The 26619-nt window shown below is 66.0% G+C and carries 25 protein-coding genes; 6 read left to right on the top strand and 19 right to left on the bottom strand.

Annotated elements, in window-relative coordinates; translation table 11 throughout:
• Window positions 1–19: 19 nt before the first annotated feature.
• From HV793_RS03670 to HV793_RS03645, 6 genes are read right to left on the bottom strand one after another with little or no spacing between them, the layout of a single operon-like run.
• Window positions 20–1183, bottom strand: coding sequence for an acyl-CoA dehydrogenase family protein (locus HV793_RS03670; RefSeq protein ID WP_054452166.1), 1164 nt, complete (start codon window positions 1181–1183; stop codon window positions 20–22).
• Window positions 1180–2163, bottom strand: a complete 984-nt coding sequence (locus tag HV793_RS03665) for a branched-chain amino acid ABC transporter permease (RefSeq protein ID WP_054452165.1) — start codon at window positions 2161–2163, stop codon at window positions 1180–1182. Before HV793_RS03665 ends, HV793_RS03670 begins: the two co-directional genes overlap by 4 nt.
• Window positions 2163–3035, bottom strand: coding sequence for a branched-chain amino acid ABC transporter permease (locus tag HV793_RS03660; protein ID WP_054452164.1), 873 nt, complete (start codon window positions 3033–3035; stop codon window positions 2163–2165). Before HV793_RS03660 ends, HV793_RS03665 begins: the two co-directional genes overlap by 1 nt.
• A complete protein-coding gene (locus tag HV793_RS03655) occupies window positions 3032–3772 on the bottom strand; it encodes an ABC transporter ATP-binding protein (RefSeq protein WP_225590391.1) in 741 nt (246 codons plus the stop codon). The genes HV793_RS03660 and HV793_RS03655 overlap by 4 nt, the downstream gene beginning before the upstream one ends.
• On the bottom strand, window positions 3769–4527 hold the full coding sequence (locus HV793_RS03650; RefSeq protein ID WP_054452162.1) for an ABC transporter ATP-binding protein: 759 nt from the start codon (window positions 4525–4527) through the stop codon (window positions 3769–3771). Before HV793_RS03650 ends, HV793_RS03655 begins: the two co-directional genes overlap by 4 nt.
• The gene (locus HV793_RS03645; protein ID WP_054452161.1) at window positions 4524–5681 is read right to left on the bottom strand and encodes an ABC transporter substrate-binding protein; all 1158 of its coding nucleotides are present in this window, start codon (window positions 5679–5681) and stop codon (window positions 4524–4526) included. Before HV793_RS03645 ends, HV793_RS03650 begins: the two co-directional genes overlap by 4 nt.
• Window positions 5682–5986: 305 nt before the next feature.
• Between HV793_RS03645 and HV793_RS03640 the strand changes: the two genes are divergently transcribed.
• The 6 genes from HV793_RS03640 to HV793_RS03615 are packed head-to-tail and all read left to right on the top strand — an operon-like array spanning window position 5987 to window position 11037.
• A complete protein-coding gene (locus HV793_RS03640; RefSeq protein WP_054452349.1) occupies window positions 5987–6748 on the top strand; it encodes an SDR family NAD(P)-dependent oxidoreductase in 762 nt (253 codons plus the stop codon).
• Between the two features lie 18 nt (window positions 6749–6766).
• Complete coding sequence (locus tag HV793_RS03635; RefSeq protein ID WP_175212685.1) at window positions 6767–7549, top strand: crotonase/enoyl-CoA hydratase family protein; 783 nt, start codon at window positions 6767–6769, stop codon at window positions 7547–7549.
• A gap of 60 nt (window positions 7550–7609) precedes the next feature.
• Window positions 7610–7936, top strand: a complete 327-nt coding sequence (locus tag HV793_RS03630) for a Zn-ribbon domain-containing OB-fold protein (RefSeq protein ID WP_244300502.1) — start codon at window positions 7610–7612, stop codon at window positions 7934–7936.
• Window positions 7933–9084 carry a thiolase family protein gene (locus HV793_RS03625; RefSeq protein ID WP_054452158.1) on the top strand — a complete coding sequence of 384 codons (1152 nt, stop codon included), beginning with the start codon at window positions 7933–7935 and terminating at the stop codon, window positions 9082–9084. The genes HV793_RS03630 and HV793_RS03625 overlap by 4 nt, the downstream gene beginning before the upstream one ends.
• 7 nt (window positions 9085–9091) lie before the next feature.
• Window positions 9092–9961, top strand: coding sequence for a MaoC/PaaZ C-terminal domain-containing protein (locus tag HV793_RS03620; protein WP_175212684.1), 870 nt, complete (start codon window positions 9092–9094; stop codon window positions 9959–9961).
• Window positions 9958–11037 (top strand): NAD-dependent epimerase/dehydratase family protein, encoded by a 1080-nt coding sequence (locus tag HV793_RS03615; protein WP_175212683.1) that lies wholly within the window; start codon window positions 9958–9960, stop codon window positions 11035–11037. The genes HV793_RS03620 and HV793_RS03615 overlap by 4 nt, the downstream gene beginning before the upstream one ends.
• A gap of 21 nt (window positions 11038–11058) precedes the next feature.
• Here the strand turns inward: HV793_RS03615 and HV793_RS03610 are convergent, their stop codons facing one another.
• The 13 genes from HV793_RS03610 to HV793_RS03550 form a co-directional block, all read right to left on the bottom strand.
• A complete protein-coding gene (locus tag HV793_RS03610; RefSeq protein ID WP_125471768.1) occupies window positions 11059–12033 on the bottom strand; it encodes a Bug family tripartite tricarboxylate transporter substrate binding protein in 975 nt (324 codons plus the stop codon).
• 53 nt (window positions 12034–12086) lie between these two features.
• Complete coding sequence (locus tag HV793_RS03605) at window positions 12087–13103, bottom strand: cyclase family protein (protein ID WP_125471767.1); 1017 nt, start codon at window positions 13101–13103, stop codon at window positions 12087–12089.
• A 417-nt stretch (window positions 13104–13520) separates the two neighbouring features.
• Window positions 13521–14852 carry a M20 metallopeptidase family protein gene (locus HV793_RS03600; protein WP_341868355.1) on the bottom strand — a complete coding sequence of 444 codons (1332 nt, stop codon included), beginning with the start codon at window positions 14850–14852 and terminating at the stop codon, window positions 13521–13523.
• Window positions 14853–14906: 54 nt separating this feature from the next.
• Window positions 14907–16109 carry an amino acid aminotransferase gene (locus HV793_RS03595; RefSeq protein ID WP_175212682.1) on the bottom strand — a complete coding sequence of 401 codons (1203 nt, stop codon included), beginning with the start codon at window positions 16107–16109 and terminating at the stop codon, window positions 14907–14909.
• Between the two features lie 44 nt (window positions 16110–16153).
• Window positions 16154–17065 (bottom strand): fumarylacetoacetate hydrolase family protein, encoded by a 912-nt coding sequence (locus HV793_RS03590; RefSeq protein WP_054452151.1) that lies wholly within the window; start codon window positions 17063–17065, stop codon window positions 16154–16156.
• Between the two features lie 47 nt (window positions 17066–17112).
• Entirely contained in the window at window positions 17113–18096 is a 984-nt protein-coding gene (locus HV793_RS03585; protein WP_175159828.1) for a Bug family tripartite tricarboxylate transporter substrate binding protein, read from the bottom strand.
• Between the two features lie 176 nt (window positions 18097–18272).
• Window positions 18273–19913, bottom strand: a complete 1641-nt coding sequence (locus HV793_RS03580) for a hydantoinase B/oxoprolinase family protein (protein WP_054452149.1) — start codon at window positions 19911–19913, stop codon at window positions 18273–18275.
• A gap of 15 nt (window positions 19914–19928) precedes the next feature.
• The gene (locus HV793_RS03575) at window positions 19929–21947 is read right to left on the bottom strand and encodes a hydantoinase/oxoprolinase family protein (protein ID WP_119450421.1); all 2019 of its coding nucleotides are present in this window, start codon (window positions 21945–21947) and stop codon (window positions 19929–19931) included.
• The gene (locus HV793_RS03570) at window positions 21944–23272 is read right to left on the bottom strand and encodes an aspartate aminotransferase family protein (protein ID WP_175212681.1); all 1329 of its coding nucleotides are present in this window, start codon (window positions 23270–23272) and stop codon (window positions 21944–21946) included. The genes HV793_RS03575 and HV793_RS03570 overlap by 4 nt, the downstream gene beginning before the upstream one ends.
• A 19-nt stretch (window positions 23273–23291) precedes the next feature.
• Window positions 23292–23987, bottom strand: coding sequence for an ABC transporter ATP-binding protein (locus HV793_RS03565; protein ID WP_054452146.1), 696 nt, complete (start codon window positions 23985–23987; stop codon window positions 23292–23294).
• Window positions 23974–24753, bottom strand: coding sequence for an ABC transporter ATP-binding protein (locus HV793_RS03560; RefSeq protein WP_054452145.1), 780 nt, complete (start codon window positions 24751–24753; stop codon window positions 23974–23976). Before HV793_RS03560 ends, HV793_RS03565 begins: the two co-directional genes overlap by 14 nt.
• Complete coding sequence (locus HV793_RS03555; protein ID WP_054452144.1) at window positions 24750–25730, bottom strand: branched-chain amino acid ABC transporter permease; 981 nt, start codon at window positions 25728–25730, stop codon at window positions 24750–24752. The genes HV793_RS03560 and HV793_RS03555 overlap by 4 nt, the downstream gene beginning before the upstream one ends.
• A 2-nt stretch (window positions 25731–25732) precedes the next feature.
• On the bottom strand, window positions 25733–26608 hold the full coding sequence (locus HV793_RS03550) for a branched-chain amino acid ABC transporter permease (RefSeq protein ID WP_175212680.1): 876 nt from the start codon (window positions 26606–26608) through the stop codon (window positions 25733–25735).
• Between the last annotated feature and the right edge of the window lie 11 nt (window positions 26609–26619).

The raw sequence follows: 26619 nt of genomic DNA, 5'->3' as shown, positions 1-26619 counted from the left end.
ACCTCTTTTCGGAATCGGGTCAAATAGCCAGCTCTTCCGCCTCCTTGCGTACCGCGCGCGACAAGACCAGCCGCTGGATTTCGGAAGAGCCCTCATAGATCTCGAGTATGCGCTGGTCGCGGTACAGCCGCTCGGCCACCGTAGGCTTGCAGTAGCCCAGCCCGCCCCAGATCTGAACGGTATTGTCCACTACCCGGTGCGAAACCTCCGAGGCGAACAGCTTGGTCATGGCGCCCAGGTTGGAGACGTCTTCCTGGCGGTCATAGGCTTGGGCAGCCTGGTACAGCATCATGCGGGCAGCCGAGATTTCCGTGGCCATGTCGGCAAGGCGAAAGCCGATGGCCTGGTTGTCCCCGATGGGTTGGCCGAAAGTCCGGCGCGCCACGGCGCGGGCCGCGGCCTCGCGGTAGCTCGCCAGCGCCACGCCCAGGGACTGGGCGGCGACCATGATGCGGCCGACATTCAACGTCTGCAACGCCAGGCGCAGCGCGCGGTTGAGTTCACCGACCTGGGCGCTTTCGGGCACGACCAGGTCGAGTTTCAGGTTCGAGGTCTGGGTGCCGCGGATGCCCATCTTGTCGGAGAGTTCGTCAATGACCGCGCCCGGCTGCTCCTTGTCGACCATGAAGGCGCTGATGCCGCGTCCTCCTGCCGCCGGGTCGGTCTTGGCAAAGACCACGTAGTAACGAGACGCGCCGCCATTGCCGATCCAGTATTTCTCCCCGCGCAGGCGCCAGCCGCCGCCTTCGCGCACGGCCGTGGCCTCGATGGCCGCGGCATCCGAACCGGCGATGCGCTCGGAAAGTGCAAAGCTGGTGGCGCGGCCCTCGGCCATTTCGCGCAGATAGAAGGATTTCTGCTCGTCCGTGCCGGCCAGCAGCAGGGGGAACGCGCCCAACTGATAGGCGCACATGATGGCGGCGGTCGAAGCGCAGTGCGTGCCCAGGGCTTCGACCGCCGCCACGGTGGCGACCAGGTTGGCGCCCTGGCCGCCCCATTGCGTGGGTAGGAACAGGCCGGTGAACTTGTTTTCCACCAGGGCGGCGATGGTCTCCCAGGGATAGCGTTGTTCACGGTCCAGTTCGGGGGCGAGCGGCGCGAAGCGCTCGGAGCCCAGCTTATGGGCCAGGGCCTGCCAGCGGGTGGCGGTATCGTCCAGCGTGGGATTCCAGATAACAGTCACTTCGAGTTCTCCAGTGTGGTCGCCATGGCCTTGGGACGCTTGCGACGTGTCGCCAGCAGGCCCATCAGCCCTTGCGGAAAGAAAGCCAGAACAAGGATCAGCAGGCTGCCGAGCACGATTTTGTCGACATAGCCTCCGAACGAGAAAAACTTTTCCTGGATCAGGATCAACGCGGTGGCCAGTAGCGGCCCGAGCAACTGGCGGCGGCCGACCAGTACGACGGCGGTCAGCATCAGGATGAGGAAGTAGGTTTCAAGGATGTCGGCGCTGACGTAGGCGCGCTGATAGGCATACAACCAGCCCGCGCAGGCCGTGATGGGCGCCGAGAACAGGAAGACCTGCAGGCGCACCCTGAGCGGATCGATGCCGTTCATGGTGGCCAGGCGGGGATTCAGGTGCACCATCAGCGCCGCCTGGCCCAGGCGCGAGTGGCGGAAGCGGTCCACCAGGTAGAGCGTGATCGCCAGCAGCGTGAACGCGTAGGGCCAGAGCGTCTGGTCATTGCCGGCACTGAGCGTCCAGCCGCCGATGGACAAGTCCAGCGTGGGCAGGCCGCGGATGCCATCCGAGCCGCCCAGGAAGGCCCAGTTGGCTGCCAGGGTCATGGCGACCACGGCGACCGCGTACGTCACCAGCGAAAAGACGAACTCGCGCAAACGCAGGGTGGCCAATCCGATTACTGCCGCCAATCCCAGGGCGACCGCAATCGACGCGGCCAGCGTCAACCAGGCGCTAGCGCCGGAGCGGGTGGCCAGCAACGCCGTCACATAAGCTCCCGCGGCGAAGAAGACAGTATGTCCCAGGCTCACCTCGCCCAGGTCCGAGACGATGACATCCAGCCCGTAGGCCATGATGGCCATGATGGCGATCAGCACGGCGGCGCTGTAGAGAGCCTGGCTGCCGCCCAGCCAGGAAGGCAGGAAGAATACGATGACGGCGCCCGGCAGCAGCGCGAGACGCGAGGCGGAAAGCGTGGCCATCAATGGACTCCTTTCATCGAGCCGGCGGTCAGGCCGCCAGGGCGCAGCACCAGCACGCCAATCAGTACGACGAAGGCCGCGGCGGTTGCGTATGCGGGCGACACCAGGGCGCTGAACAGCGCGGTAAAGACGCCCAGTGCGACGCCCGCGACGTAACTGCCGGTCACGCTGCCGATGCCCCCCAGCACGACCACCACGAAAGTGATGATCACCTCTTCGAAACCCATGGAGGTCAGGATCGGCGTGCGCGGGGCCACCAGCCCGGCGGCCAGGGCGACCGCCGCGCCTTCGAAGGCGAACACGCCGTAGTAGACCTGCCGTACGTTGATACCCGCCAGTTGGGCCAGCTTGGGATCCTCGGCCACCATGCGCACCAGCCTTCCGGCGCGGCTGCCGTCGAGCACGCGCTTGAGCAGCAGGAACAGCAGGATGGCGGCGGCGACGATGGCGGCATCCTGCCAGGTCAGCCACAGGTCGCCGATCTCGATATCGCGTTGCGACCAGGCGGTATCCAGAATTTGTCCTGTCGAGCCGAAGGCCAACGACGCTGCGCCGTGCATGACATAGCCGAAGCCGAGCGTCATGATCATGATTGACACCAGGTTCTGTTCGAACGTGGCGCGCAGCATGATGCGCTGCATGATGATGCCGATCAGCGCGCCGGCCGCCATGGCCAGCGGCAAGGCCAGCAGATAGGGCAGGCCGGCGGTGGTGGTCGCCCACCAGGTGACGAAGGCGCCCAGCATGTACATCTGGCCGTGGCCGAAGTTGACCAGCCGGGCAACGCCCAGCAACAAGGTCCAGCCGATGGCGATCAGCGCGTAGGCATGGCCCAGCACCAAGCCATTTATCAACTGTTGCAGCAGGCTCATGTCGTATGTGCTCCCAGATAGGCTTGCGCGATGCGTGGATCCGCGCCGACCTCTGCTGCGGGGCCTTGCAGCACCAGCCGGCCGCGCTCGAGCAGCAGCAGACGATCGACCACCTGCAAGGCGGCGCGTACGTTCTGTTCCACCAGCAGGATGGCCAGGCCGGCGCTGGCGAGCGAGCGCAGGCTTTGCAGCACTTGCGTCACCAGCATGGGCGCGAGCCCGATGGAAGGTTCATCCAGCAGCAGGGCGCGCGGCCCCATCATGAGCGAGCGGCCGATGCCCAGCATCTGCCGCTCGCCGCCGGAGAGCTGACCGCCCAGGTGCAGGCGGCGTTCGCGCAGACGGGGGAATAGATCGTAGACATCGTCGCGCTTGTAATAGCGGCGCGACGAGTCCTCGGCGGGCGTGATGGCGGGGGCGAGATTCTCTTCCACTGTCATGCGTGAAAAAACCAGGCGAGACTCCGGCACCAGCAACAGTCCCGCGCGTACGCGCTCATGTGTCGGCAGGCCGTCGATGGGCCGTCCCGAAAGCTGGACCTCGCCGCTGACCGCGGGCTGACCGCGCGACCAGCCCAGCAGGGCGTTGACCAGCGTCGACTTGCCTGCTCCATTGGCGCCTATCACCCCGACGATCTCTCCGGCCCGCAGGTCCAGCTGGTCAAGCTGGAGCACGCGATTGCCGGCATAGGCGACATCGAGACGCCGCGCGCTGAGTACGTGTGGCGTGGACATCATGAATCGCCTCCGAGATAGGCCTGGAGCACGCGCGGGTCGCGCTGGATCTCTGCCGGCGTGCCGCAGGCCAAAGTCTTGCCGAGGTTGAGGACGCAGATGCGGTCGGCGACGGACATGATGAGGTCCATGTGATGCTCGATCACCACCACGGCCACGCCCTCGGCCTTGAGCGAGCGCAACAGCGAGGTCAGGGCTGCCATGTCGGCGCCGCCCAGCCCCGCGGCGGGTTCGTCCAGCAGCAGCACGTCGGCGCCCGAGCCGTAGGCCAGCGCGATGGACAGCATGCGCTGCATGCCGTACGAGATTTCATGCGGCTTCAGATCGTGGCAATCGGGCGGCAGGCCGAAGCGCTCCAGGCGCTTGGCGGCCTGGTCGCGCAGGGCCTGCGCCTGCCGGCCCGCCGTCAGCGGGCGCAGGATGCAGGCGCCGAGGCCGGCCGTGCCGCCCAACGCCGCCACCATGTTGTCGCGCACGCTCAACTGGTCAAAGAAGGCGTTTTGCTGGAACGCGCGTTTGATGCCCAGCCGCGCCAGCCCGTGGGCCGGCACGGCGCTGATGTTGCGCCCGCGCAGATGCACGCTGCCGCCGCGGGGGACCAGCGCAGACACGGCGTCGTAGCACGAGCTCTTGCCGGCGCCGTTGGGGCCGATGATGCCCAGCAATTCGCCGGCGCTGACTTCCCAGCTGACGTCTTCCAGGGCGACCAGCGCGCCGTAGCGCACGGCCAGGCTGTCCACGCGCAAGGCGGCAGTCATGGCTTGACCACGATCTTTCGGTCTTTGACCGTGAACAGGTAATAGTGCGACTGCAGCTGGCCGTTGGGCTCGAACGTGACGTCGCCCATGAGCGTGCCCTTGAAACTGCCGCCGCGTATGCGCTTGGCCACAGGTTCGCGATCGAGCGTTTTGAGCTCGTTGACCGCCTGGGCCCAAACCTGCAGCGAGGTCGCGCCCAGCGCCATGAACTTGTCCGGCGTGTACTTGAACATCTCCTGCGTCTTGGCGACGAAGCGCTTGTTGGCGCTGTTCGAGGCGAAGGGCTCGACGTCGGGGAAGTAGATGTCCGCGCCTATCAGGCCGTCCGAGGCATCGCCCGCTACGTTGATGACGCTGGGGGCCACGGTGCCGACCGCGCTCACCAGTTGGCCCGGCAGGCGTGATTGGCGGGCCTGGCGGATGATGGCGGGCATGCCCAGGCCTTCGTTGGCGTTAATGGCGACGGTGATGTCTGGCTTGGCGGCGCGCACGTTGGTCATGGCGACGCGGAAGTCGGCTTGGGTGAAGGGGAATTTCTCCTCGGCCACTTTTTCATAGGTGTGCCCGAGAGCCTTCAGCGCCTTCTCGATGGATTCCTGCGCACCGTTGCCGTAGGCGTCGTTCTCGGTAAGAAAGGCGACGCGCTTGGCGCCGGCGGTCTTGGCGATGTATTCGGCGATGACCGTGCCGTCCTGTGCGTTCGAGCTGTTCAGCCGGATCGCCAGCGGATTGCCTTCGCCGGAAAGAATGGGGTCTGCCTTGGAGATTGCGGTGATGTCCAGCACGCCGGCGCGGGCGATCACGGGTTGCATCGCCAACGTCACCGGGCTGTTCCAGCCTTCGATGATGACCGACACGCCGGCGCTGATGAGTTCGGTGGCGCGTGATACGCCGACCGCCGGCGTGGATTCGTCGTCGCGCGACACGATCTCGATCGGACGGCCGAGCACGCCGCCGTCTTCATTGATCACCGCCGCCATGGCCTGAATCGCTTGCGTGACGTGCTGGCCTTGCGGACCCGCGCCGCCCGACAACGGGAAGATGACGCCTACCTTGATGGGCGCGGGGGCCGCCCCGACGGGTGCGCACAAGGCCATCGAGGCCGCCAGCGCCAGGGGCGATGCCATGCGCAACAACTGTTGTATCCGCTTCATGCCTGTCTCCTGATTTTTGTGACACCGGTCTGCGCCGGCGCTGCGGCGGCCATGGCCGCCGTGCTGCATAAATGGGGACTGCGTGGTGCAACGGTTGACGGAGGCCGCGGGCCGGTAGGTCTCCGGCACTCTGAATCGGCTGTCGGAGTAAACATACCATTCGGTATTTTGATAGGTCAACGGCGTAAATAAAGTTTGATTCTAGGCATTTTCCCTAGGTAAAAATCAGTTTTTTGGTTTTTATTGATCAGATACTCATTGGTATGTACTATGAAATTTCCTTTTTCGTCACTGAGGGCTTTGGCATGAAGACAGAAGGCAACAGCGCGCTGGTGACAGGCGGCGCATCCGGGCTGGGCCTGGCGACGGCGCAACGCCTGGTCGCGCAGGGCATGAAGGTGGTGATCGCGGATCTGCCTGGTTCAGCGGGGGAGACAGCCGCCCGCGATATCGGGGCGCTGTTCGCTCCCACGGATGTCACCCGGGAGGCCGACGTGCAGGCCGCGTGCGAACTGGCGGCCACGCTCGGCCCCTTGCGGGTGCTGGTGCATTGCGCGGGCCGCGGCGGGCCGGTACGTCTCATCGACAAAGAAGGAAATCCCGGCTCGCTGGAAACCTATACGGACATCGTCCGCATCAATCTGATCGGCACTTTCAACACCCTGCGCGTGGCGGCGGCCCATATGGCGCGCAACCCGGTGGACGACGAGGGTGAACGGGGCGTCTGCATCCTGACCGCTTCGGTGGCGGCGTACGAAGGCCAGATCGGCCAGATCGGCTATGCCTCTTCCAAGGCCGGCGTGGTGGGCATGACCATCGTGGCCGCGCGCGACCTGGCCAGCAAGGCGATACGCGTCTGCACCATCGCGCCTGGAATTTTCGATACGCCCATGCTGGCTCGCGTTTCTGACGATGCCCGCAAGACCTTGTCAGCCTCGGTGCCGCACCCGGCGCGCCTGGGCATGCCCGCGGAATACGCCCTGCTGGCAGAACACATCATTGCCAACCCCATGCTCAACGGCGAAACCATCCGTCTGGATGGCGCCTTGCGCATGGCCCCACGCTGACGTGTAGAGGAGATAACGATGACCGAGAACAAGACGGAAAGCGACGAGGTATTGCTGGAGAGCAGCGGCGGAATCCTGACGATCACCATCAACCGGCCGCAAGCGCGCAATGCGGTGACCCTTGCCGTGGCGCGGGCCATCGCCGCAGCCGTGGATGAACTGGATGACCGCGAGGACCTGCGCATAGGCATCCTGACCGGCGCCGGCGGTTCGTTCTGCGCCGGCATGGACCTGAAAGGCTTTCTACGCGGCGAACGGCCCAGCATAGAAGGGCGAGGATTTGGCGGGCTGACCATGCGCCCGCCGAAAAAGCCGCTTATCGCGGCGGTCGAGGGATATGCGCTGGCGGGCGGCTTCGAGCTGGTGCTGGCTTGCGATCTGGTGGTGGCGGCCGAGAATGCGCAGTTCGGCGTTCCGGAGGTCAAGCGCGGGCTCGCGGCCACTGCCGGCGGCCTGGTCCGCCTGCCGCGGCAGTTGCCGTGCCGGGTGGCGATGGAGCTGGCGTTGACCGGCGACATGTTTCCCGCAACGCGTGCCTTGAGCTACGGCCTGATCAACCAGGTGACTGCGCCCGGAGAGGCCCTGCAGGGCGCGCGGGAGCTGGCGCGCCGCATCGTCGCCAACGGGCCCCTGGCCGTGGCAGCCAGCAAACGCGTCATCGCCGAGTCGCAAGGCTGGCCGGCCGACGAGATCTGGAGCCGCCAGGCCGAACTGACCGAGCATGTCTTCACGTCGGCCGATGCCCGCGAAGGTTCCGCGGCGTTTGCCGAGAAGCGCGCGCCCGTCTGGCAGGGGAGGTGAGGTATGGCTGGCGATGCGCGTTTTGACGGGCCCGGACCCGACGTCCGCCATCAGGCGGGTTTGCGGGAGGGCCGTATCCTGTTGCAGCACTGCGACGACTGCGCCAGCGTGCGCTTTCCTCCGGCGCTGGTCTGCCGGGCCTGCGGTAGCCCACGGCTGACCTGGCGCGAGTCGCCGGGCGCGGGCGTGGTCTATTCAACCACGACGGTGCGCGACCGCGCCGGAGACTACAACGTCTCGCTGGTCGAAGTGGAAGGCGGGGCGCGGATGATGACCCGCGTCGAGGGCGTGGACGCGCCTGCCATCGGTTCAAAAGTGCGCGCGCGCATCGTCGCGGGCGATGACGGGGCCTACATCGTATTCGACGCCCCGGGAGAACGCTCATGAGCGCCCGCTTGCGAGGCCGTTGCGCCATTGCCGGCATAGGCAATACGCGGCGCTGGAATGCGCCCGGCCGTTCTCCCTTCGATCAGCTGCAGGAGGCGGCGATCCTTGCGCTGGAAGATTGCGGCCTGGGGATGAAGGATGTAGATGGTCTGTATTGCGCCATGTCCACATCCGGCCTGCCGGTGCTGAACGTGGCGGAACGGCTGGGCATACAGCCGCGCCAGGCCGATGGCACGATGGTCGGCGGTGCGTCGTTCCTGTTCCATCTGCAATCGGCGATGGCTGCGCTGGAAACCGGGCTGTGCGATGTCGCGCTGATCTGCTACGGGTCGAACCAGTTGACCGCAGGCGGCAAGCTGGCATCCATGCCTGACCCGCAGCCCTACGAGACGCCGTTCGCGCCGCGTTATCCGATCTCGAGCTATGCGTTGGCCGCGGCGCGGCACATGCATCGGTATGGGACCACGCGCGAGCAGCTGGCGGACGTGGCGGTGGCGGCGCGCCTGTGGGCGCAGCGCAATCCGGATGCCTATGTGCGCGGCGAGTTGACGCGCGCGGATGTGCTGGCCTCGCGCATGGTCAGCGACCCGCTCAGCAAGGCGGATTGCTGCCTGGTGACCGACGGCGGCGCCGCCGTGGTGCTGGTCAGCGCGGATCGCGCGCGCGACCTGCGCAGGCCGCCGGTCTATGTGCTGGGCACCGGCGTGGCGACGAGCCACAGGCAGATATCCTGCATGCCGGATCTGGCTACCACCTGCGCGGTCGAGTCAGGGCAACGCGCCTACGCCATGGCCGGGCTGTCGCCGCGCGACATCGGCCATCTCATGGTCTATGACGCGTTCACCATCAACACGATCCTGTTCCTGGAGGACCTGGGCTTCTGCGCCAAGGGGGAAGGGGGCGCCTTCGTCGCCAGTGGCGCCATCGCGCCTGGGGGCTCCCTGCCGGTCAATACCAACGGCGGCGGGCTCTCCTGCAACCATCCTGGCATGTACGGCCTGTACACCTTGCTGGAGTCGGTGCAGCAGTTGCGCGGCGAGGCGGGCGAGCGGCAGGTGCCCGACGTGCAGGTGTCGCTCGCCCATGCCAATGGCGGCGTGCTGTCCAGCCAGGCCACGGCCATACTCGGCACCGCCGACGTTTTGTGAGGTTCGCATGCCCATCGATCCGGCAACACTGTTGGCTGCGCGCATCCCCGAGCGCATCCAGGAATACGACTGGCGCGACTGCGCGCTCTACGCCCTCGCGCTCGGCGCGGGCATGAATCCCGTCGACGAGGAGGAGCTGTCCTACGTCGATGAAACCCGGCTGAAGGTCCAGCCGACCCTGGTCAACGTGTTGGCGGACCCGGGCCTCTGGCTGCGCGATCTGCCGCTGGGGCTGGATTGGCGCCGCACGGTGCATGGCGAACAGTCCATACGCCTGCACCGGCCCCTTGCCCCCAAAGGGCGGGTAAGAGGCGTGACTCGCATCGTCGACCTGGCGGACAAGGGCGCCGGCAAGGGCGCTTTGCTGTACGTCGAGCGTGAACTGTTCGATGCCGCGGACGACGCCTTGCTGGCCACCCTGCAGCAGACCGTGTTCTGCCGTGGCGATGGCGGTTTCGGCGGGCGGGCGTCGGCGCGGCCGGCGCCGCCGGCGATGCCGGCGCGCGAACCCGATGCGGCTGTCGATTGCCCTACTTCGCCGCAGGCCGCCCTGGTCTACCGGTTGTCGGCAGACCTGAACCCGCTGCATATCGATCCCGCGGCCGCGCGGCTGGCGGGCTTCAAGCGGCCGATCCTGCATGGCATGGCCAGCTTTGGCGTGGCCGGTCTGGGCCTGGCGCGCCTTTGCTGTCCGGGAGAGCCCGAGCGGGTGCGCGCCATGAGCGGGCGTTTTCGCGCGCCGGTCTATCCGGGCGAGAGGCTGCGGGTCGATGTCTGGCGGGAGCAGCCGGGACTGGCGCGCTTTCGCGCCGTGGTTGTGGAGCGCGGCGAGATCGCCATCGACAACGGCGCATTCGAGTTCGGAGAGTCGCAATGACAACAAGAAAGGTGCTGGTGGTGGGCGCGTTGGGCGTGGTGGGGCGGGCGGTGATGGAGCATCTGCATGGCCGGCCGGACGTGCTGTGCGCAGGCTTGTCGCGACGGTCGGCCGACTTTGCCAGGGATGCGATATGGATTGCGGCCGACCTGCGCGATGCGCAGGCAACGCGGCAGGCCTTGGCCGAGCACGGCGATGTGACGCATCTGGTCTATGCCGCCTTGAACGAGCAGCCGGATTTGCTCAAGGGGTGGCGGGATCCGGAGAACGTCGCCATCAATACGCGGATGCTGGCCAATACGTTGGCGGCATTGGACGGCGCGCCGCTGGCGCATGTGACCCTGATGCAGGGGACCAAGGCCTACGGCGTGCATACGGGGCGGGCCATGCGCATCCCCGCGCGCGAGCAGGACGCCGTGCGCGACCATGCCAATTTCTATTTCGACCAGCAAGACATGCTGGAACAACAGGCGCGGCGGCAAGGGTTCGGATGGACCATATTCCGCCCGCAGATCGTGCTTGGCGTTGCCCTGGGTAGCGCCATGAATCCGGTGGCGACGCTGGGCGCCTACGCCGCGCTGTTGCGGGAATCGGGCCAGCCGCTGGCCTATCCCGGACATCCGGAGCTGTTGACGGAATGCACGGATGCGCGTCTGATCGCTCGCGCGGTCGAGTGGGCCTGGGATGCGCCGCAAGCCTGGGGTGAGGTCTTCAATATCGCCAATGGCGATGTGATGGCCTGGCGCCATCTGTTTGAGCGCCTGGCCGAATTCTTCGGCATGCCTGCAGGGGAGTTGGTGCAGACCCGTATGCGGCAGGCCATGCCCGCCGAAGCCCAGGTCTGGCGCGAGATGGCGCGGCGGGAGGGCTTGCATGTGAACGAGCTGTCGGACCTGATCGGGCTGTCATGGCAGTACGCGGACGCGACCTGGTCGGCGCAACACCCCTTGCCGTTCCCGCCGCTGGTATCCACCATCAAGCTGCGCCAGGCCGGCTTCGGCGATTGCATCGACAGCGAGCTGTCGGTGCTGGAAAATCTGCGCAGGATGCAGGCGCTCGGCTACTTGCCGCGCTGAGCCGGGCGCCCGCGATCCCGCCTATTGCACGGGCGGGATCTTCAACTTTTCGATCAGCGCGCCCCAGCGCTGACTCTCCCGCAACGTGATATCGCGCAGTTCCGCCGGACTGCTGCTGCGCGGTTCATTGCCGATCTGCTGCATGGTGCGCACGAACTGTGGCGAAGCCGTGATCTTGCGCAGTGCGGCGTTGAGCTTGTCGACCACTGGCGCCGGGGTCCCGGCCGGAGCGAACACGGCGTACCAGGTTTCGCCGACCACGTCCGGATAGCCCAGCTCGGCGAATGTGGGCACGTCGGGCAACAGCGGTTGACGCTGCGGACTCAGCACGGCCAGCGCGCGGTACTGCCCGGCGCGCACATTGGGAACGGCGCTGGTAAGCGCCTCCACGTTGGAGTCGACCACGCCGCCTATCATGTCCACGGTGGCGGGCGCCGCGCCCTTGTAATGCACCTGCGTCACGTCCACGCCCATGCCAGCTGCAGCCAGCTCGCCCAGCAAATGGACCATGCTGCCGAGACCGTTGGTGGCGTTGTTGACCTTGCCGGGATGAGCTTTGGCATAGGCGGCGTATTCGGCCACGTTTTTTGCGGGAAAGTCCTTCTTCACCACAAAGGCGAACGGCACGGTGGCGACAGCGGAAACCGGCGCGAAGTCGTCCAGCGTGTACGACATCTGGGTCATCAAATGAGGCGTGACGGTGAAGGTGCTGCCGGAGGAAAGCAGCAGGGTGTATCCGTCCTTGGGTGCGCGCGCCACGAAGGTGGCGCCTATCATGCTGGATGCGCCGGCCTTGTTGTTGACGACAAAGGTCCCTCCCAGCTCCTCGCCCAACTGCATGGCGAGTTGCCGGCCCACCACATCGCTGGTGCCGCCGGGGGGAAAGGGAATGACGAGCGTGACGGGCTTGTCTGGGTAGCTGGGTGGGGCGGCCTGCGCAAGTGGGGCGAGGCTGGCCAGGGCCAAGGCGGCCCAGGCCGGAATGCGATTCAGCATTGCGGTCTCCGGCAAAGAGGTGAGAGCCGCGGGCGTCGCGCCCGCGGCCGGCTTCAGACGGTGGCGACGGGAGTGACGGGCGAACCTACCGCGCCGGGCAGGCGCAGCGGCGGCGCCGTCAGCAGGAAAGTGCTGCGGCCATGCTCGCGCAGCCATTGCGCCAGCTCTGCGAAGTACCAGAGTTCGCCGAGATGCAGCCCAAGCTTGAAGAGGCAATGCGCGTGCAGGGGCAGGCCGGGATAGTGCTCACCCTTGCCTGGCGTGGCCGGATAGGCTTCCACCGCGAAGTTGTCGGCGCAGATTGCCACGATGCCGGAGTCGGTGATCCATTGCAGCAGGCGTTCGTCGCGGCCGTCCAGCACGGCGCACGAGCGCGCCAGGACGTCGCCGTCCGGCTGCTTGTTCATTTCCAGGATCAGGTCGGCAAAGCCCGTATAGAGGCAGAGAAAATCGCCGGGCAGTACCGCGACGCCGTCCAGGGCTGCCATCAGCTCGTCATAGCCGATCAGTGCGCGTTCGCGCCCGTAGCGGCGTTCCAGGTCGACCAGCACGCCACGCCCCTGGACGCCGGCGGTGGCCATGCGTTCGATACCGATGGCCTTGGCGCCCAGGCCGCTCTTTGCGTCATCGGGCCCGATCACGTCCAGGCCGCCGCGATAGCCGTTGTAGTAGACCTTTTCGGGCAGCCCGTCGCCGTTCGCATCGAACATCTGTCCAACATGCCCCAGTCCGTCCCATTGGGTCGAGTACTGCAGGAACATGAGGACGGCGTCGTCCGAAACGACGTCGTTGAAGCAGGGGCAGACCTGCGACAGCCGATAGTTGTAGTTGTGGCCGTCGCCGCGCTTGTCGTAGGAGAACTGCGGTTCCCGGCGATGCTGGAACAAAGTGTTCCCGCCTGGGTAGTCCAGCGGCAGGCTGAGGCAGAACGCCCGGCCTTCCTGCACCTCGCGGAACGCGCGCAAGCGCGTTTGCGGGGTTAGCAGATTCATGCGCCCGATCTGATCGTCAGGGCCGAAGTCTCCCCAATTCGATCCTTCCGGGCGCTGCTTCCAACGTGGGGTATCCATATTCTTAGACATCCTTGCCATGGGTTGGTGAGCCTGCGTGCAGACCGTCCGCCGATTGTCTCCTTCAGCGGCGGGCTGCATTCTTTGGGCAAACATACCATTCGGTATGTTTTTATGTCAATCGCGTTTTCCCATGTAAAAAATCCCGGCTTTTAATGCTGAGATTTTTGTTTTTTATGAGAAATGAAAAATACCAATCGGTATCTTTATGGGAATTGGGAGCAAGGAAAGCCCTTGCCGCGCCACGCTCGTGCGAGCACGAGCGTGCTAGGGGACGGTCGGATGGCTGGGATGGAAGACATGGTCCGTTCGGGAACAGAACGAACAGGGCACGATCAGCTCCCCGTATCGGGGGCATTGGAAGGAACGCCCGGCGCGCGTAGCGGCGCCGGGCGGGATCGGGATGTGGGGGGCGGCCTACTGCTTGTCCATGTACGTCAGCGCGGAAGCCACCAGCGCGCGTACACCCACGCGCAGCGCGTTTTCGTCGATGGCGAACTCCGGCGAATGGTTGGGCGCGCCGCTTTTGTCGCCCAATGGCGAGGCATTAATGAACCAGAAGACCGAGGGCACCTTGCCGCTGACGCCATATGCGCCGAAGTCCTCGCTGCCGGTGGATGGCGCGGGCATTTCAACTGTCTTGCCGGCGCCGGCCGCTTCCTGCCATGCAGGTATCAAGCTGCCGGTCAGGGATTTATCGTTGTCGACGACCTCGTAGCCGGTGTAGATGTTCACCTTGGAGCTCAGGCCATAGGCCTGCGCAATATGCTCGGCGCGTGCGCGGATGGCCTCGTGGACGATGCGTTGGTTGTGCGACGAAAGCGAGCGTACCGTGCCCGCCAGTTCGGCGCTTTCGGGCAGGATGTTTGCGCGTCGTCCGCTCTGCAACATGCCGATGGACAGTACGGTGACGCCGTCGGATTGATCCACCTTGCTGCTGGTGATGCCCTGCAGCGCCAATGTCAGTTCTGCCGCAGGTACGAGCGCGGGATTCGCGGTCCATGGGCGTCCGCCGTGTCCGCCCTTGCCGTGCAGTGAGATCTCGAAGCGGTCGCCGCTGGCCATGGTAGGGCCGGCGCGATAGGCGATGGTGCCGGAGGGGGCGCCGGCGCTGATGTGCTGGCCGAAGACCACGTCCACTTTGGGATTCTCCAGCACTCCCTGCGCGATCATGGCCCTGGCGCCGCTGGGCTCCTTGTCGGGTCCCCATTCTTCGGCGGGCTGGAATAGGAAGACTATCGTGCCGGGCAGTTCGTCCTGCATCGCCGACAAGGCCTTGGCCGCGCCCAGCAGCATTGCGACATGAGTGTCGTGGCCGCAGGCGTGGGAAACCGATACCTGCTCTCCGCGCCATACGGCCTTGGCCTGCGAGCGGAATGGCAGGTCATTGCGTTCCTCGACGGGCAGGGCGTCCATGTCGGCGCGCAACGCCACCACCGGTCCCGGCTTGCCGCCCTTGAGCACGGCCTTGACGCCTGTGCGCGCTATCCCGGTCTCGACGGTGATGCCGGGCATGGCGCGCAAGGCGTCGGCGATGTACTTCGCGGTTTCGGTCTCCTGGTACGACAGCTCAGGATGCTGGTGTATGTGGCGTCTCCATGCGATCACTTCAGACTCGGTCTGGTCCGCCCGTTGCAGGGCCTCCTGCAGCAGGCCGGCATCGGAGGCGGCCTTGGCCACCGGCAGTGTCAGTCCCAGGGCCAGCATCAATCCGGAACTCGCGGCCATAAGCCGGTTGGGTAGGGCCATTGCCTTGCTCCTGTCAGTGGGGCGCCTCGGACTTGCGGGCGCAGGGAGAAATGTTCAGCGCTGCGTGCAAGCGGCGATGGCGCGTGCGACATAATCGATGTTGCCGTCGGTCAGGCCGGCAACGCAGAGTCTGCCGGACTTCAGCAGATACACGGCATGTTCGCGGCGCAGCGATTCGACCTGTTGGGGGCTCAACCGCATGTAGGAGAACAGTCCTTGCTGTCGCTCGATATAGTCCCAGGCTTCGCGCGCGCCGGTCAATTGCGTCAGCGCGTTGGACAAGCGGGCGCGCAGGCTGACGAGCCGTGTCCGCATCTGCTCCAGTTCATCGGTCCAGACTTGCCGCAACGCGTCATCGCTCAGAATGGCGGCAACCAGGGCGGCGCCAAACGTGGGAGGCGTGGAGTAGTTTCCACGTATCAGCAGCTTGAGCTGGCCCAGCGCGCGGTCCGCGGCGGTTTGGTCGCGGCACACGATATTCAGGGCGCCGCAGCGTTCGCCGTACAGGGAGAAGTTCTTCGAGAAGGAACTGGCGACCAGGCATTCCACGCCCGCCCGCGCCATTGCCCGGATTGGTTCGGCGTCCGCATCCAGACCTAGTCCGAACCCCTGGTACGCCAGGTCAAAAAAGGGAATCAGGCCCTGGCGCGCAAACAGTTCGGTCAGTGCCTCCCACTGATCTGCAGACAGGTCCACGCCAGTTGGGTTGTGGCAGCTGGCGTGCAGCACGACGATGGACCCTGCCGGCAGAGCCTGCAACGCGTCATGCATCTGCGCAAAGCGCACGGTGGCAGTTTGGGCGTCGTAGTAGGGATACTCATGCACCGCGAAGCCCGCCTGGCGGAAGATCTGAGCATGGTTCTCCCATGTCGGATCGCTGACCCAGACCGTCGTTTTGGGGCAGATATGGCGCAGCAAGTCCGCGCCCAGCTTCAAGGCGCCGGTGCCGCCGACACTTTGGGTCGTCACCACGCGCTCAGGCTCGGGGCCATTGGCTCCGAAGATCAACGATCTGGCTGCGTTGCGGTATGAGGCCGAGCCGGGGATGGGCAAGTAGGGATGCGGCTTTCCCGCCTGCACGAGCATGTCGCGGGCCTGGCGCACGGCGCGCATCACAGGGATGCTGCCGTCTTCGGCAAAGTAGGTGCCGATGCTGAGACTGACTTTGTGGGGCGCAGGGTCGTTCTGGAAGGCTTCAACCAGCGCGAAGATGGTGTCGCCGGCTGTAGCGGGCAGGGGAGAGAAAAGAGACTGCATGGAACTGCCTCATTGGAAAGGTGCGGCCGTGGCCGGCCAGGATGTCAGCGCGATGCCTGGATCTGTACCGCCAGCGTGCCGATGTCCTCGATCGTTGCGCTGATTTCGTCACCGATCTTGAGGAACGTGCCTTGTGGCGCGCCCACGCCGGCGGGCGTGCCCGTCAGTACTAGATCTCCGGGTTCCAGCGTCATGATGCGACTCAGGATTGCCAGCTGCTCACGGATGTCGAAGACCATGCCGCTGGTACGGGCGTTTTGCTTGATCTGGCCGTTGACGCTGAGCTTCAGACCCAGGTCCATGGGGTCGCGGATGAACGCCGCCGGTACCAGTCTGGGTCCGAGCGGGCAGCTGGTGTCATGCGCCTTGCCGGCCACCCAGTCCAGCTTGTAGAAGGTGTCGGGCGCCTTGTTGAGGTCGCGCGCCGACATGTCGACCGCGACGGTGTACGCCGCCACGTGGTCCAGCGCATTTTCCGGCAGCACATTCCTGGCCGTCTTTCCTATCACCAGCGCCAGTTCGATCTCCCAGTCCAGGCGCTGGCAGCCTATGGGCATGTGTACCGTGGCACCCTCGCCGACCACGGCCTGGCGGGGCGGCTTGAAGAAAAAGAACAGGCGCTGTGCGGACTTGTCCTCGGCGTTCGGGACGTTCATTTCCGCCAGGTGGTCATGGTAGTTGGCCCCGGCGCAAAGCACCTTGCCCGGATACTGCAGCGGAGCCATGTGGCGCACCGGTCCGGAGACCTCATGGCCGTCGAGCGCGGAGCGGCGGGCGGCTGCCTGCTCAAGCAGCGCCAGCGAGCGCGGCCAGTCTTCGAAGAGATCGCGGACGGAGGTATCCAGGGCGGGCTGGTCCAACACCTGGGCACAGGTGGCCAGCGGATAATTCCGCCCTTCGATTTCCAGGCAGGCAACGGGACGAGAGGCGATGTCGAGGGTGGTCAATGCGAACATGGGACTTGATCCAGTGAGATCAGAAAATGGGTGGCGGGCGGCGCAGCTCAATCGACCACGAAGCCGGACTGGGCCACGGTATCGCGCCACTGCTCGAGCTGCTGGCGCGCCAGCGCGTCGACCGCCTGCGGTGTGCCGCCGGCCGGTCGCATGCCCAGCTCGGAAAGACGCTTGGCGACGTCGGGAAGGGCGAGGATGTCGTTTACCGCCGAATTCAGCTTGCGGATGGCTGGCTCTGGGGTGCCGGCCGGTGCATACAGCCCAGCCCAGCCCGAGGTCTCGAGTTCGCCCAGCCCGAGTTCGCGCATGGTCGGCGTTTGCGGCAGCGCCGGTTCGCGTTGTGCGCTGAAGGTCGCCAGAACGCGCAGCTTGCCAGCCTGCGCCAGCGGGACCACTTCGCCCGCATCCATAACGATGGCATTGATGTGTCCGCCCAGGAGCGCGGTCACGGCGTCCTTGCCGCCCTTGAACGCGATGTGCTCCAGCGGCGTACCTAGGCGCCTGGCCAGTGAAACGCCCAGGAAATGCTGCAGGCTGCCGGTGCCGGATGTACCGTAGAACGCCTTGTCCGGATTCTGCCTGGCCCAGGTCTGGAACTCGTTGAACGAGGTGACGGGGCTATCGGCCGCGACGGCGAGCACGATGTCCCAGCTCACCAGCTGCGTCACCGGCTTAAGGTCGGCGAAGGGATCGTAATTGAGCTGTCGGAACAGGTGCGGGTAGAGGAAGATGGCCACGCCCGGCGCCACCAGCAAGCTGCTTCCGTCGGGCGCGGCGCCCTTGACCGCCTGAATGGCAATGCGCGTCTGCGCGCCGGGGCGGTTCTCCACCACCACGGGCCGCTCCAGATGATTAGGAAGCTTCTCCGCCACGATCCTGGCCACGGTATCGAACGATCCGCCGGCCGGCAAGCCGACGACCAGCTTTGCCGGCTGCTGCGCGTGGCCGGAGGCCGCCATGAACAGGCCGGCCAATGCCAGGTACTTGAGTCGGGTGAGAAGGGAGGCCCCGCCAGGAACGGCTGTCTTCATCTTGTCTCCACGGTCTTTTTATTTGAGTTGACCCTGGCGAGGATTGTAGGCGGGTGGTGAAAACCGTCTAATGAAGATTAGTCATCGGATGAAAGCCAACAGGAATTACCGAAGTAGGAACGGCGCCGCGGACCGAAGTCCGTGGGCGCCACGGCCGTCCCGTGCGGGACGGCGCGTCAGCCGGGGTAGTAGCCCTGCCGTATATCGTTCTCGCGGGCGAGTGTCGAGCGCCGCGCGGGATCGCCATAGCCGCCGCCGCCGGGCGTGTAGACCTCGATGACGTCGCCGGCCTGCATGACGATCCCCTGATCCTTGGATACATGGGCTGGCACATAGGCTGCGCCGTCGCGATAGACAGTGACGCGGGTACGGCCGCCTTCCTGCCCACCCGCCGCGCCGGGCGGACCGAATTTTCCGTGGTCCATGACCATGGAAGCGCGCGCCGAGCCTGCCCTGAGACGGATCCGGTAATGGATGCCCATGCCGCCGCGGAACTCGCCCAGTCCGCCGGATCCTTCGTGGATGGCGTAGCGCTCGAAGAGCACCGGATACAACTGTTCCTGGACCTCCACCGGCGCGGCCTTGGAGATGCCGATGGTGGAGCAGCCGTTGGTCAGTCCATCGCCTGCGGGATGGCCGCCGTAGCCGCCGCCCGAGATGACGTACATGACATAGGAGCGCCCATGCATGGGGTCATCGCCGCCGATGGCAAGATTGGCGGTGGTGCCGGCGGGCGCCGCGAACAGGCGCTGGGGGATTGCTTTCTGCAAGGCGTCGAATACGGCTTCGGCGATGCGCTGGCTGACCTCCGCGGCGCAGCCCGATACCGGCCGGGGATACTTCGCATAAAGGAAGGTGCCGTCGGGATCCTCGATGCGCAGCGGTTCGAACAGGCCCGCATTGATGGGCAGTTCGGGGAAAACATGCTTGATCGCCAGGTAGATGGATGAGCGCGTCGTGGCGATGACGCTGTTCATCGGGCCGGCGCAGGGCGGGCTGGATTCGCTGAGGTCGAAGTGCATGAGCTCGCCTTCCTTGCGGATGCGCACCGCCACCTTCAGCGGCTGGTCCTGCACGCCGTCGGAATCCAGGAAGGCTTGTCCAAGATACTCACCGTCAGGAATCGCGGCGATCACGGCGCGGGTCTGGACGGAGGCCTGGCGTTTGAGTTCTTCGATGGCGGTGTCGACGGTGTCCTGGCCGTAGCGGTCCAACAGCTGGGTCAGCCGTCGTTCGCCGATGGCCAGCGCGGCCGCCTGGGCCTTGATGTCGCCGATGCGTTGCTCGGAGATGCGGATGTTCGACATCAGGATGGACAGGATTTCCGGATCCAGCTCCCCCTTCTTGTAGAGCTTGACTGGAGGAAGACGCAGTCCTTCCTGCTCGATTTCGGTGGCGTGGGCAGAGAATCCGCCGGGCACCATGCCGCCCATATCGGGCCAGTGGCCGGTGTTGGCGAGCCAGGCGTACAGCTTGCCGCGATAGAAGTAGGGTTTGACGAAGCGCACGTCCATCAGGTGGGTACCGCCCAGGTAGGGATCGTTGACCATGAAGATATCGCCGGGGGCGATGTCCTTGGCCCGTTCGATCACGGCCTGGGTGGAGAACTGCATGGTGCCCACGAAGATGGGCAGGCCCAGCTCTCCCTGGGCGATCAGTTCGCCGCTGTCGCGGTGGTAGATGCCGTTGGAGCGGTCCTGAGATTCCGAAATGATGGGCGAGAACGCCGCGCGGCAATGCGCCAGGTCCATTTCATTGCATACCTGATGCAGCCCGCTCTGGATGACGGTCAGCGTGACGGGGTCGATGTGGGTCATGGGAGTGCATCTGCCCTAGAGAGTGATGATGAGGTTGCCGTAGCCGTCGCCGCGGGCGTGCGCGCCGGGGTCGATGACGGTGGTGGCGTCCAGCTGTTCGATGATCGCGGGCCCGTTCAGGCCTTCGGCGGGGATGTGCTCGCGTGGGTAGATGGGCGTGTCGGTCCAGCCCGTTTCCGCGAACCACACCGGACGCCGCCGTGGCGGCGCAGCGGCCGTTCCTGTGCTGCGCAGCGAGTCCAGCGATATGGCGTGGCGCTTGCCGACGAGGCTGGTGTCCAGCGTCACCAGAACCGGTCGCAACTCGGAGAGTTCGACCTGGAACCGTTGCCAATAGGCGCGGGCGAAAGCCTCCTGCAGCTGCGCGACGGTGGCGGCGCCGGTTTCGACGGCCACTGTCAACAGATGGCTTTGGCCCTGGAACTGCATCTGCGCGTGATGGAAGATTTCGATGTCGGAGACGGCGATGCCGTCGCGCTCGATGGCGGCATGCCCCAGGGCGATCTGGTCATGCAGGCAGGCCTGCAGATCGGCGTCCGTCAGATCCTTGAGCGGCCGGTTGAAAGACTTTACGAAGTCATGCCGCACATCCGCCACCAGGCAACCCAGGGCGTTGGTCAGTCCGGGGCGCACCGGAATGAGGACGGTCGGTATGGCGAGTTCGCGCGCCAGCGCGACGGCGTGCAGCGGCCCCGCGCCGCCGAAGGCGAAGAGCGCGAAATCGCGGGGATCGTAGCCGCGGGCCAGGCTGACCAAGCGCACGGCGCCGGCCATGTTGTTGTTGCCGATCTGCAGAATGGCCGCCGCAGCCTGCACCGCGTCCAGGCCCAGCGGGCGACCGATGTGCTCCTCGATGCGCGCGGCCACTTCGTCCACGGTGACCGCGCGATCCACGGAGAGCAGGCGATCGGGGTCGAGCCGCCCCAGCACCAGATTGGCGTCGGTCAGCGTCGGCAGTTCGCCGCCGCGTCCGTAGCAGATGGGGCCGGGGCGCGCGCCCGCGCTGTCGGGGCCGACGCGCAGCATGCCGCCGGCCTGCACCCGGGCGATGGAGCCGCCGCCCGCGCCGACGGTATGCACATCGACCATCGGCACGTGCAGGGGCATGCCGTACTCCAGCTCCAGCTCGCTGGATACCTTGGGCACGCTGTTCTCGATGAGCGCGACGTCGGAAGACGTGCCGCCCATGTCATAGGTGATCAGATTCGGGTACCCGGACATCCGGCCGGAATAGGCCGCGGCCATGACGCCCGACGCCGGCCCGGACATGACGGTGTTGATGGCGGCGCGCGCGATGGTGCGCGCCGATACGGTGCCGCCGTTGCCTTGCATCACCAGCAGGTCGTTGCGAAAGCCCGCCGCGGTGAGGCTGCTCTGCAAGCGGTCGATGTAGCGGTCCAGGATGGGCTGGACTGAGGCGTTGACGGCGGCGGCGGTTCCGCGCTCGAACTCGCGGAACTCGGAAATGATGGTGTGGCCGGCGGTGATGTAGTCGTTCGGCCAGTGTTGGCGCGCCAGTTCCAGGGCGCGCAGCTCGTGGGCGGGATTGGCGTAGCTGTGCAGGAAATGTATGACCAGGGCTTCCGCGCCGGTCTGTGCCAGTTCCCGGACCCGGGCTACGAATGCCTCCTCGTCCAGCGCAGTCAGCACCTTGCCTTGGGCGTCCATGCGCTCGGGAACTTCACGCCGCAGCTCGCGGGGGATGAGCGGCACGAAACTGCCCGTCAGTCCGTAGGCGTGCGGCCGGGTGCGCCGGCCGAGTTCGAGCACGTCGCGGAAGCCGTCGGTGGTGATCAGCCCGACCTTGGCGAGCTTGCGTTCGAGTACGGCGTTGGTGGTGGTGGTAGTGCCGTGGACGATGCTGTCCACCCGTTCCAGGGGGACCTCGGTGCGGCGCAATGCCTCGAGCACGCCGAAAGCCTGATTCTCCAGCGTGCTGGGGACCTTGGAGATGCGCACGGCGCCGGATTCGTCATCGACCAGAATCAGATCGGTGAAGGTGCCGCCTACGTCTATGCCTACGGTGACAGTCATGCCAACACCTCTTCGCGGCGCAAGACGTTGAGCGCTGCATGCGCGGTCTCGACGATCTGGGCGATGTCCTGATCCCGCATGGGCGTGGACAGGGCGATGAGTCCATAGCTGGCCATCAGCACGCCGCGGTTCAGCATTTCGCGATTGAAGCGTGCCATGGCCTGAGCCTGTTCCGGACTGGGATAGGCATCGCGGTAGCTGGTCAGCGTCTGCGCCTTCAGATGCAGCTTGACGAGCGATCCCAGCCCGGTGGCCTGGCCTGCGATGCCGGCGTCGGCAAAGGCCTGGTTCAATCCCTGCCGCAGCATGTCGCCGTGACGGTCGAGCTGGGCATAGGCTGCGTTATCCAATAATTGCATGGCGGCCAGTCCGCTCACCATGCTGACGGGGTTGGCCGAGAAGGTGCCGCCGTGGGGTACCGCCGGACGGCCGGCGCTGGGATCGAATACCGCCATCACGTCCGCGCGTCCGGCCACGCCTCCGACGGGAAAGCCGCCGCCCATGATCTTGCCGACGGTAGTCAGGTCCGGCGTGACGCCCAGCCGCGCTTGCGCACCGCCTGGCGCCAGGCGCAGCGTAATGACTTCGTCGACGATCACCAGGATGCCCAGCTCCGTCGTGACTCGCCGCAGCATGCGCAGATACTCGGGGCTGGCGGGAATCAACCCAACCCGGTTGGGCAGCAGGTCGATCAGCACGCCGGCCAGGCTGGCGGCGTGCGCGCGCAGCAGGGCTTCGGTGGCCTGGCAGTCGTTGAAGGGCAGGATCACGACGTCCGCCGTCACGCCTGCCGGCGTTCCCTGCGAGTGCGCCACCGAGGCGGGCGCGGTTGCCTCACCCCAGTTCGCGGGGCTGGCGTCCAGGCTGGTTTCGGCATGGTCATAGGAGCCGTGGTAGGCCCCCTCGACCTTGGCGATCTTGGGGCGACCGGTATAGGCGCGAGCGGCCTTCAGCGCCATCATCACGGCTTCGGTGCCGGAGTTGGTGAAGCGGATGTGTTCAATGCCCGGCACGCGTTCGGCCAGCAATTCGGCCAGCGCGATTTCGCTCTCGGTCGGCATGCCGAAGGCGGTGCCCAGGTCGATCTGGCGGTGCGCCGCCGCGGCCAGCGCCGGGTGCGCATGGCCGTGGATGAGTGCCGTGAAGTTGTTGATGCAGTCGATCAGCTCGTTGCCGTCGACGTCGCGGACGCGGCAGCCGGCGCCCTGCGCCGCGTAGACGGGGTAGGGCGAAAGATAGACGGTCGTGCGCGTGTTGCCGCCGGGCAGGCTGCGCTTGGCGCGCGTGTGCAGCGCCTGTGAACGGGAGGAAGGATCGGGATACATGGTTTCTCTCAAGCAGGAATTAGCGGCCCAGGTAGGCGTCCCGGACCCGCGGGTGCAGACGTAAGGTCTCGGCCGTGTCGGTCAAGACGATGCTGCCGTTTTCGATGACATAACCGCGGTCGGCCACGCCGAGTGCGAGCACGGTGTTTTGTTCGACCAGCAGGACGGTCATGCCGCCCTCATTGATGCGGGCGATGCGGGCATAGACTTCTTCGGCCAGGCGCGGCGCCAGGCCAAGCGAAGGCTCATCGAGCAGGAGCAGGCGGGGGCGCGCCATCAAGGCGCGGCCGATCGCCAGCATTTGCTGTTCGCCGCCAGACAGGGACCAGCCCAGCTGGCTGGCGCGCTCCTTCAGCCGGGGGAAGAGGTCGTAGACGCGGTCGAAGTCATCGCTGCTGCCGCCACCGCGCACCGAGCCCCCGACTTCCAGGTTCTCCTTCACGGTTAGGCCCGGAAATATTCTGCGGCCTTCCGGGACATGGGCGATGCCCGCCTTTACGCGGCGCTGGATCGGCAGCGTGTCCAGGGAACTGCCGTCGAAGTTCAGTTCACCGGTGGTGGGAAGCAAGCCGGAGATCGCGCGCAGCAGCGTGGTTTTTCCGGCGCCGTTGACGCCAATCAGCGCCACGGCCTCGCCAGCGCGCACATCCAGATCGATGCCGCGCAATGCGACGATGTCGCCGTAGGCCGCACCCAGGTTTCTACACTGCAACATGCTGGTAGCCTCCTCCAAGATAGGCTTCGAGCACCGCGGGATCGGACTGCACCTCGGCGGGGGTGCCTTCGGCCAGCTTGGCGCCGAAGTTGAGTACCGCCACGTTCTCGGCCAGCCGCATCACCATGCCCATGTTGTGCTCGATCAGCACGACCGATAGCCGGTGCTGTTCGCGCAGGCGCCGCAACAGGTCCATCAGTTGTTCGACCTCGCCGGAATTCAGACCGGCCGCAGGCTCGTCCAGCAGCAACAGCCGCGGCCGCGCGACCATGACTCTGGCCATCTCGACCAGGCGGCGGTTGCCGTAGGACAGCGAACCTATGCTGCGGTCGGCCAGCGTGTGCAGGTCGAACTGGCGCAGGGTGTCGTAGGCGGCATCACGGGCGGCGCGTTCGCGCTCCCGCGTGGATCGGGGGCGCAGCAGCAGCGCGCTCAGCGAGCGCGGGTCGCGCATGGCGGCGCCCAGCATGACGTTTTCCAGGACGCTGAGGCGCGTGAACAGTCGGCCGCTTTGGAAAATCCGGCCTATGCCCGCGTGGATGATCGCGTGCGTGGGCAGTCCGGTCAGCACTTTGCCGTCGAAGCTGACCTGTCCGGATGTGGGGGGAACCAGGCCGGTCATCACATTGAGCAGGGTGCTTTTGCCGGCGCCGTTCGGGCCGATGATGGCGTAGAACTGGTTGGCGCCGATCTCCAGGCTGACGTTCGACAGCGCCTGCACGCCGCCGTAATGCTTGCTGATGTTCTGTACTTGCATGAGGCTCATGACAGGCTGCCTCCATGGACCACGCCGCGCCGGCCGCTGCGTTTGGCGCGCCGGCGGTAGGTGGCCGGGTCGACAAGGCTGATCAGGCCGCGGGGCAGCACGATCAGGATGACCAGCACCAGAACGCCGAAAACCAGCAGATAGGCGTTGCCGACGCCGCGCAGCAGTTCGGGCAGCAGGGTCACGCTTACCGCGCCCAGGATCGCGCCGACGATGCTGCCTTCGCCGCCCACGACCAGCATGGCCAGGTAGATGATGGAGTGGGAGAAGTTGAAGTCCTCGGGCGAGACAAAGCGGATGTGGAAGGCGAACAGGCAGCCGGCCACGGCCGCGTAGGCGGCGCCCAGCGTGAAGGCCGCCACCTTGACCTCGGTGACCGGCAGTCCCGTCATGGCCGAGGCCAGCTCATCGTCGCGCACCGCCATCAGCGTGCGGCCCGCATGCGAATGGCGGATGCGCGCGGCCAGCAGGGCCAGCAAGGTCAGCACCGCCAGCGAGAACAGGTAGAAGCTGGGTTCGTCGTCGAGCTTGATGGCGCCCAGCGAGAGCGGCGCAATGCCGGAGATGCCGTTCGTGCCCCCTGTGACGTCGATCCAGTTGGAAACGACGATGGTGAAGCTGACGTTCAGCCCCAAGGTTGCCAGCGCCAGGTAATGCCCCTTCAGGCGCAACAGGATACGGCCGGTGACATAGGCGGTCAGGCAGGTGGCGGCAATGGCGAGCAGCGCCGCCAGCCAGGGATTCCAGCCGTGGGAGGTGGTCAGGACGGCCACCAGGTACGCGGCCACGCCCATGAAGGCGGCGTGCGCAAGCGAGATGAGGCCGGCATAACCGAACACGAAGTTCAAGCCGATGACGGCAATGGCCGAGATGACGGCGGTATTGGCAAGACGGTTGCCGTAGCCCTGGGTATAGAGGGGCAGGGCGGCGGCCAACGCCAGGACGGCCAGACCGCAGAGCAGATGGGATCGTTTCATGGTCAGCCCCGATCGGCGATGCGTTCGCCGAAGATGCCCTGCGGCCGCAGCAGCAGGAAGAGAATCATGATTCCAAAGGCCAGCAGGTCCTTGTAGGTGGAGGACAGGTATGCCGCGCCAAGAATTTCTATCAAGCCCACCACCAGCCCGCCCGCGATCGCGCCGGGTACGCTGCCGAATCCGCCGATGATGGTGGCGGCGAAGGCCTTCAGCGCGACGGCATCGCCCATGTTGACGTCGGCGAACCACATGGGCCCCACCAGCAGGCCGGCAAAGCCCGCGAACACGGCCGCCAGCAGCCAGGCGAAGCCCAGCAGCTGGCGCACCGGCAGGCCCATCAGTCTCGCGGTCTCGACGTCCTGCGCCACCGCTCGCATCGAGCGGCCGATGGAAGTACGGTGCAGCAGCGCGTAGAGACCGGCGATCAACAGCAGCGTGATGATGATGGTGGCCAGGGCGTGCACCGTGATGACGCCGCCGGCCAGGCTGATAGTGCCGTCGCCGAAAGGCGACGGCATGCGGAAGGGCCAGGCGTCCCAGATCAGCAACGCGCCGTTCTGCATGGCGATGCCGGCGGCCACCGTGCCGATGATGACCGTCACGACGGGACGGTTCTGCAGCGGCAAGTGGACCAGGGCATAGAACAACAGGCCGAAGACCGCCATCATCGCGATGGCCACGGGATAGGCCAGGGCTGCGGGCCACTGGGCCTGGATGATGGTGCTGACCCCGAAGAAAGTGCCCAGCATGACGAACTGGCCGGCGGCGAAGTTCACCACGCTGGTGGCCGAATACACGATGACGAAGCCCAGCGCGGCCAGGGCGTAGACGCTGCCGAGCGCGACGCCGTTGACCAGCAGTTGGATCATTTCCTGCATGGAGTTCCCCT

The organism is Achromobacter aegrifaciens (genome assembly GCF_902859965.1).
Lineage (GTDB): Bacteria > Pseudomonadota > Gammaproteobacteria > Burkholderiales > Burkholderiaceae_B > Achromobacter > Achromobacter aegrifaciens.
The sequence above is the reverse complement of the archived record's forward strand: the minus strand, read 5'-3'. Positions and strand labels throughout refer to the sequence as shown.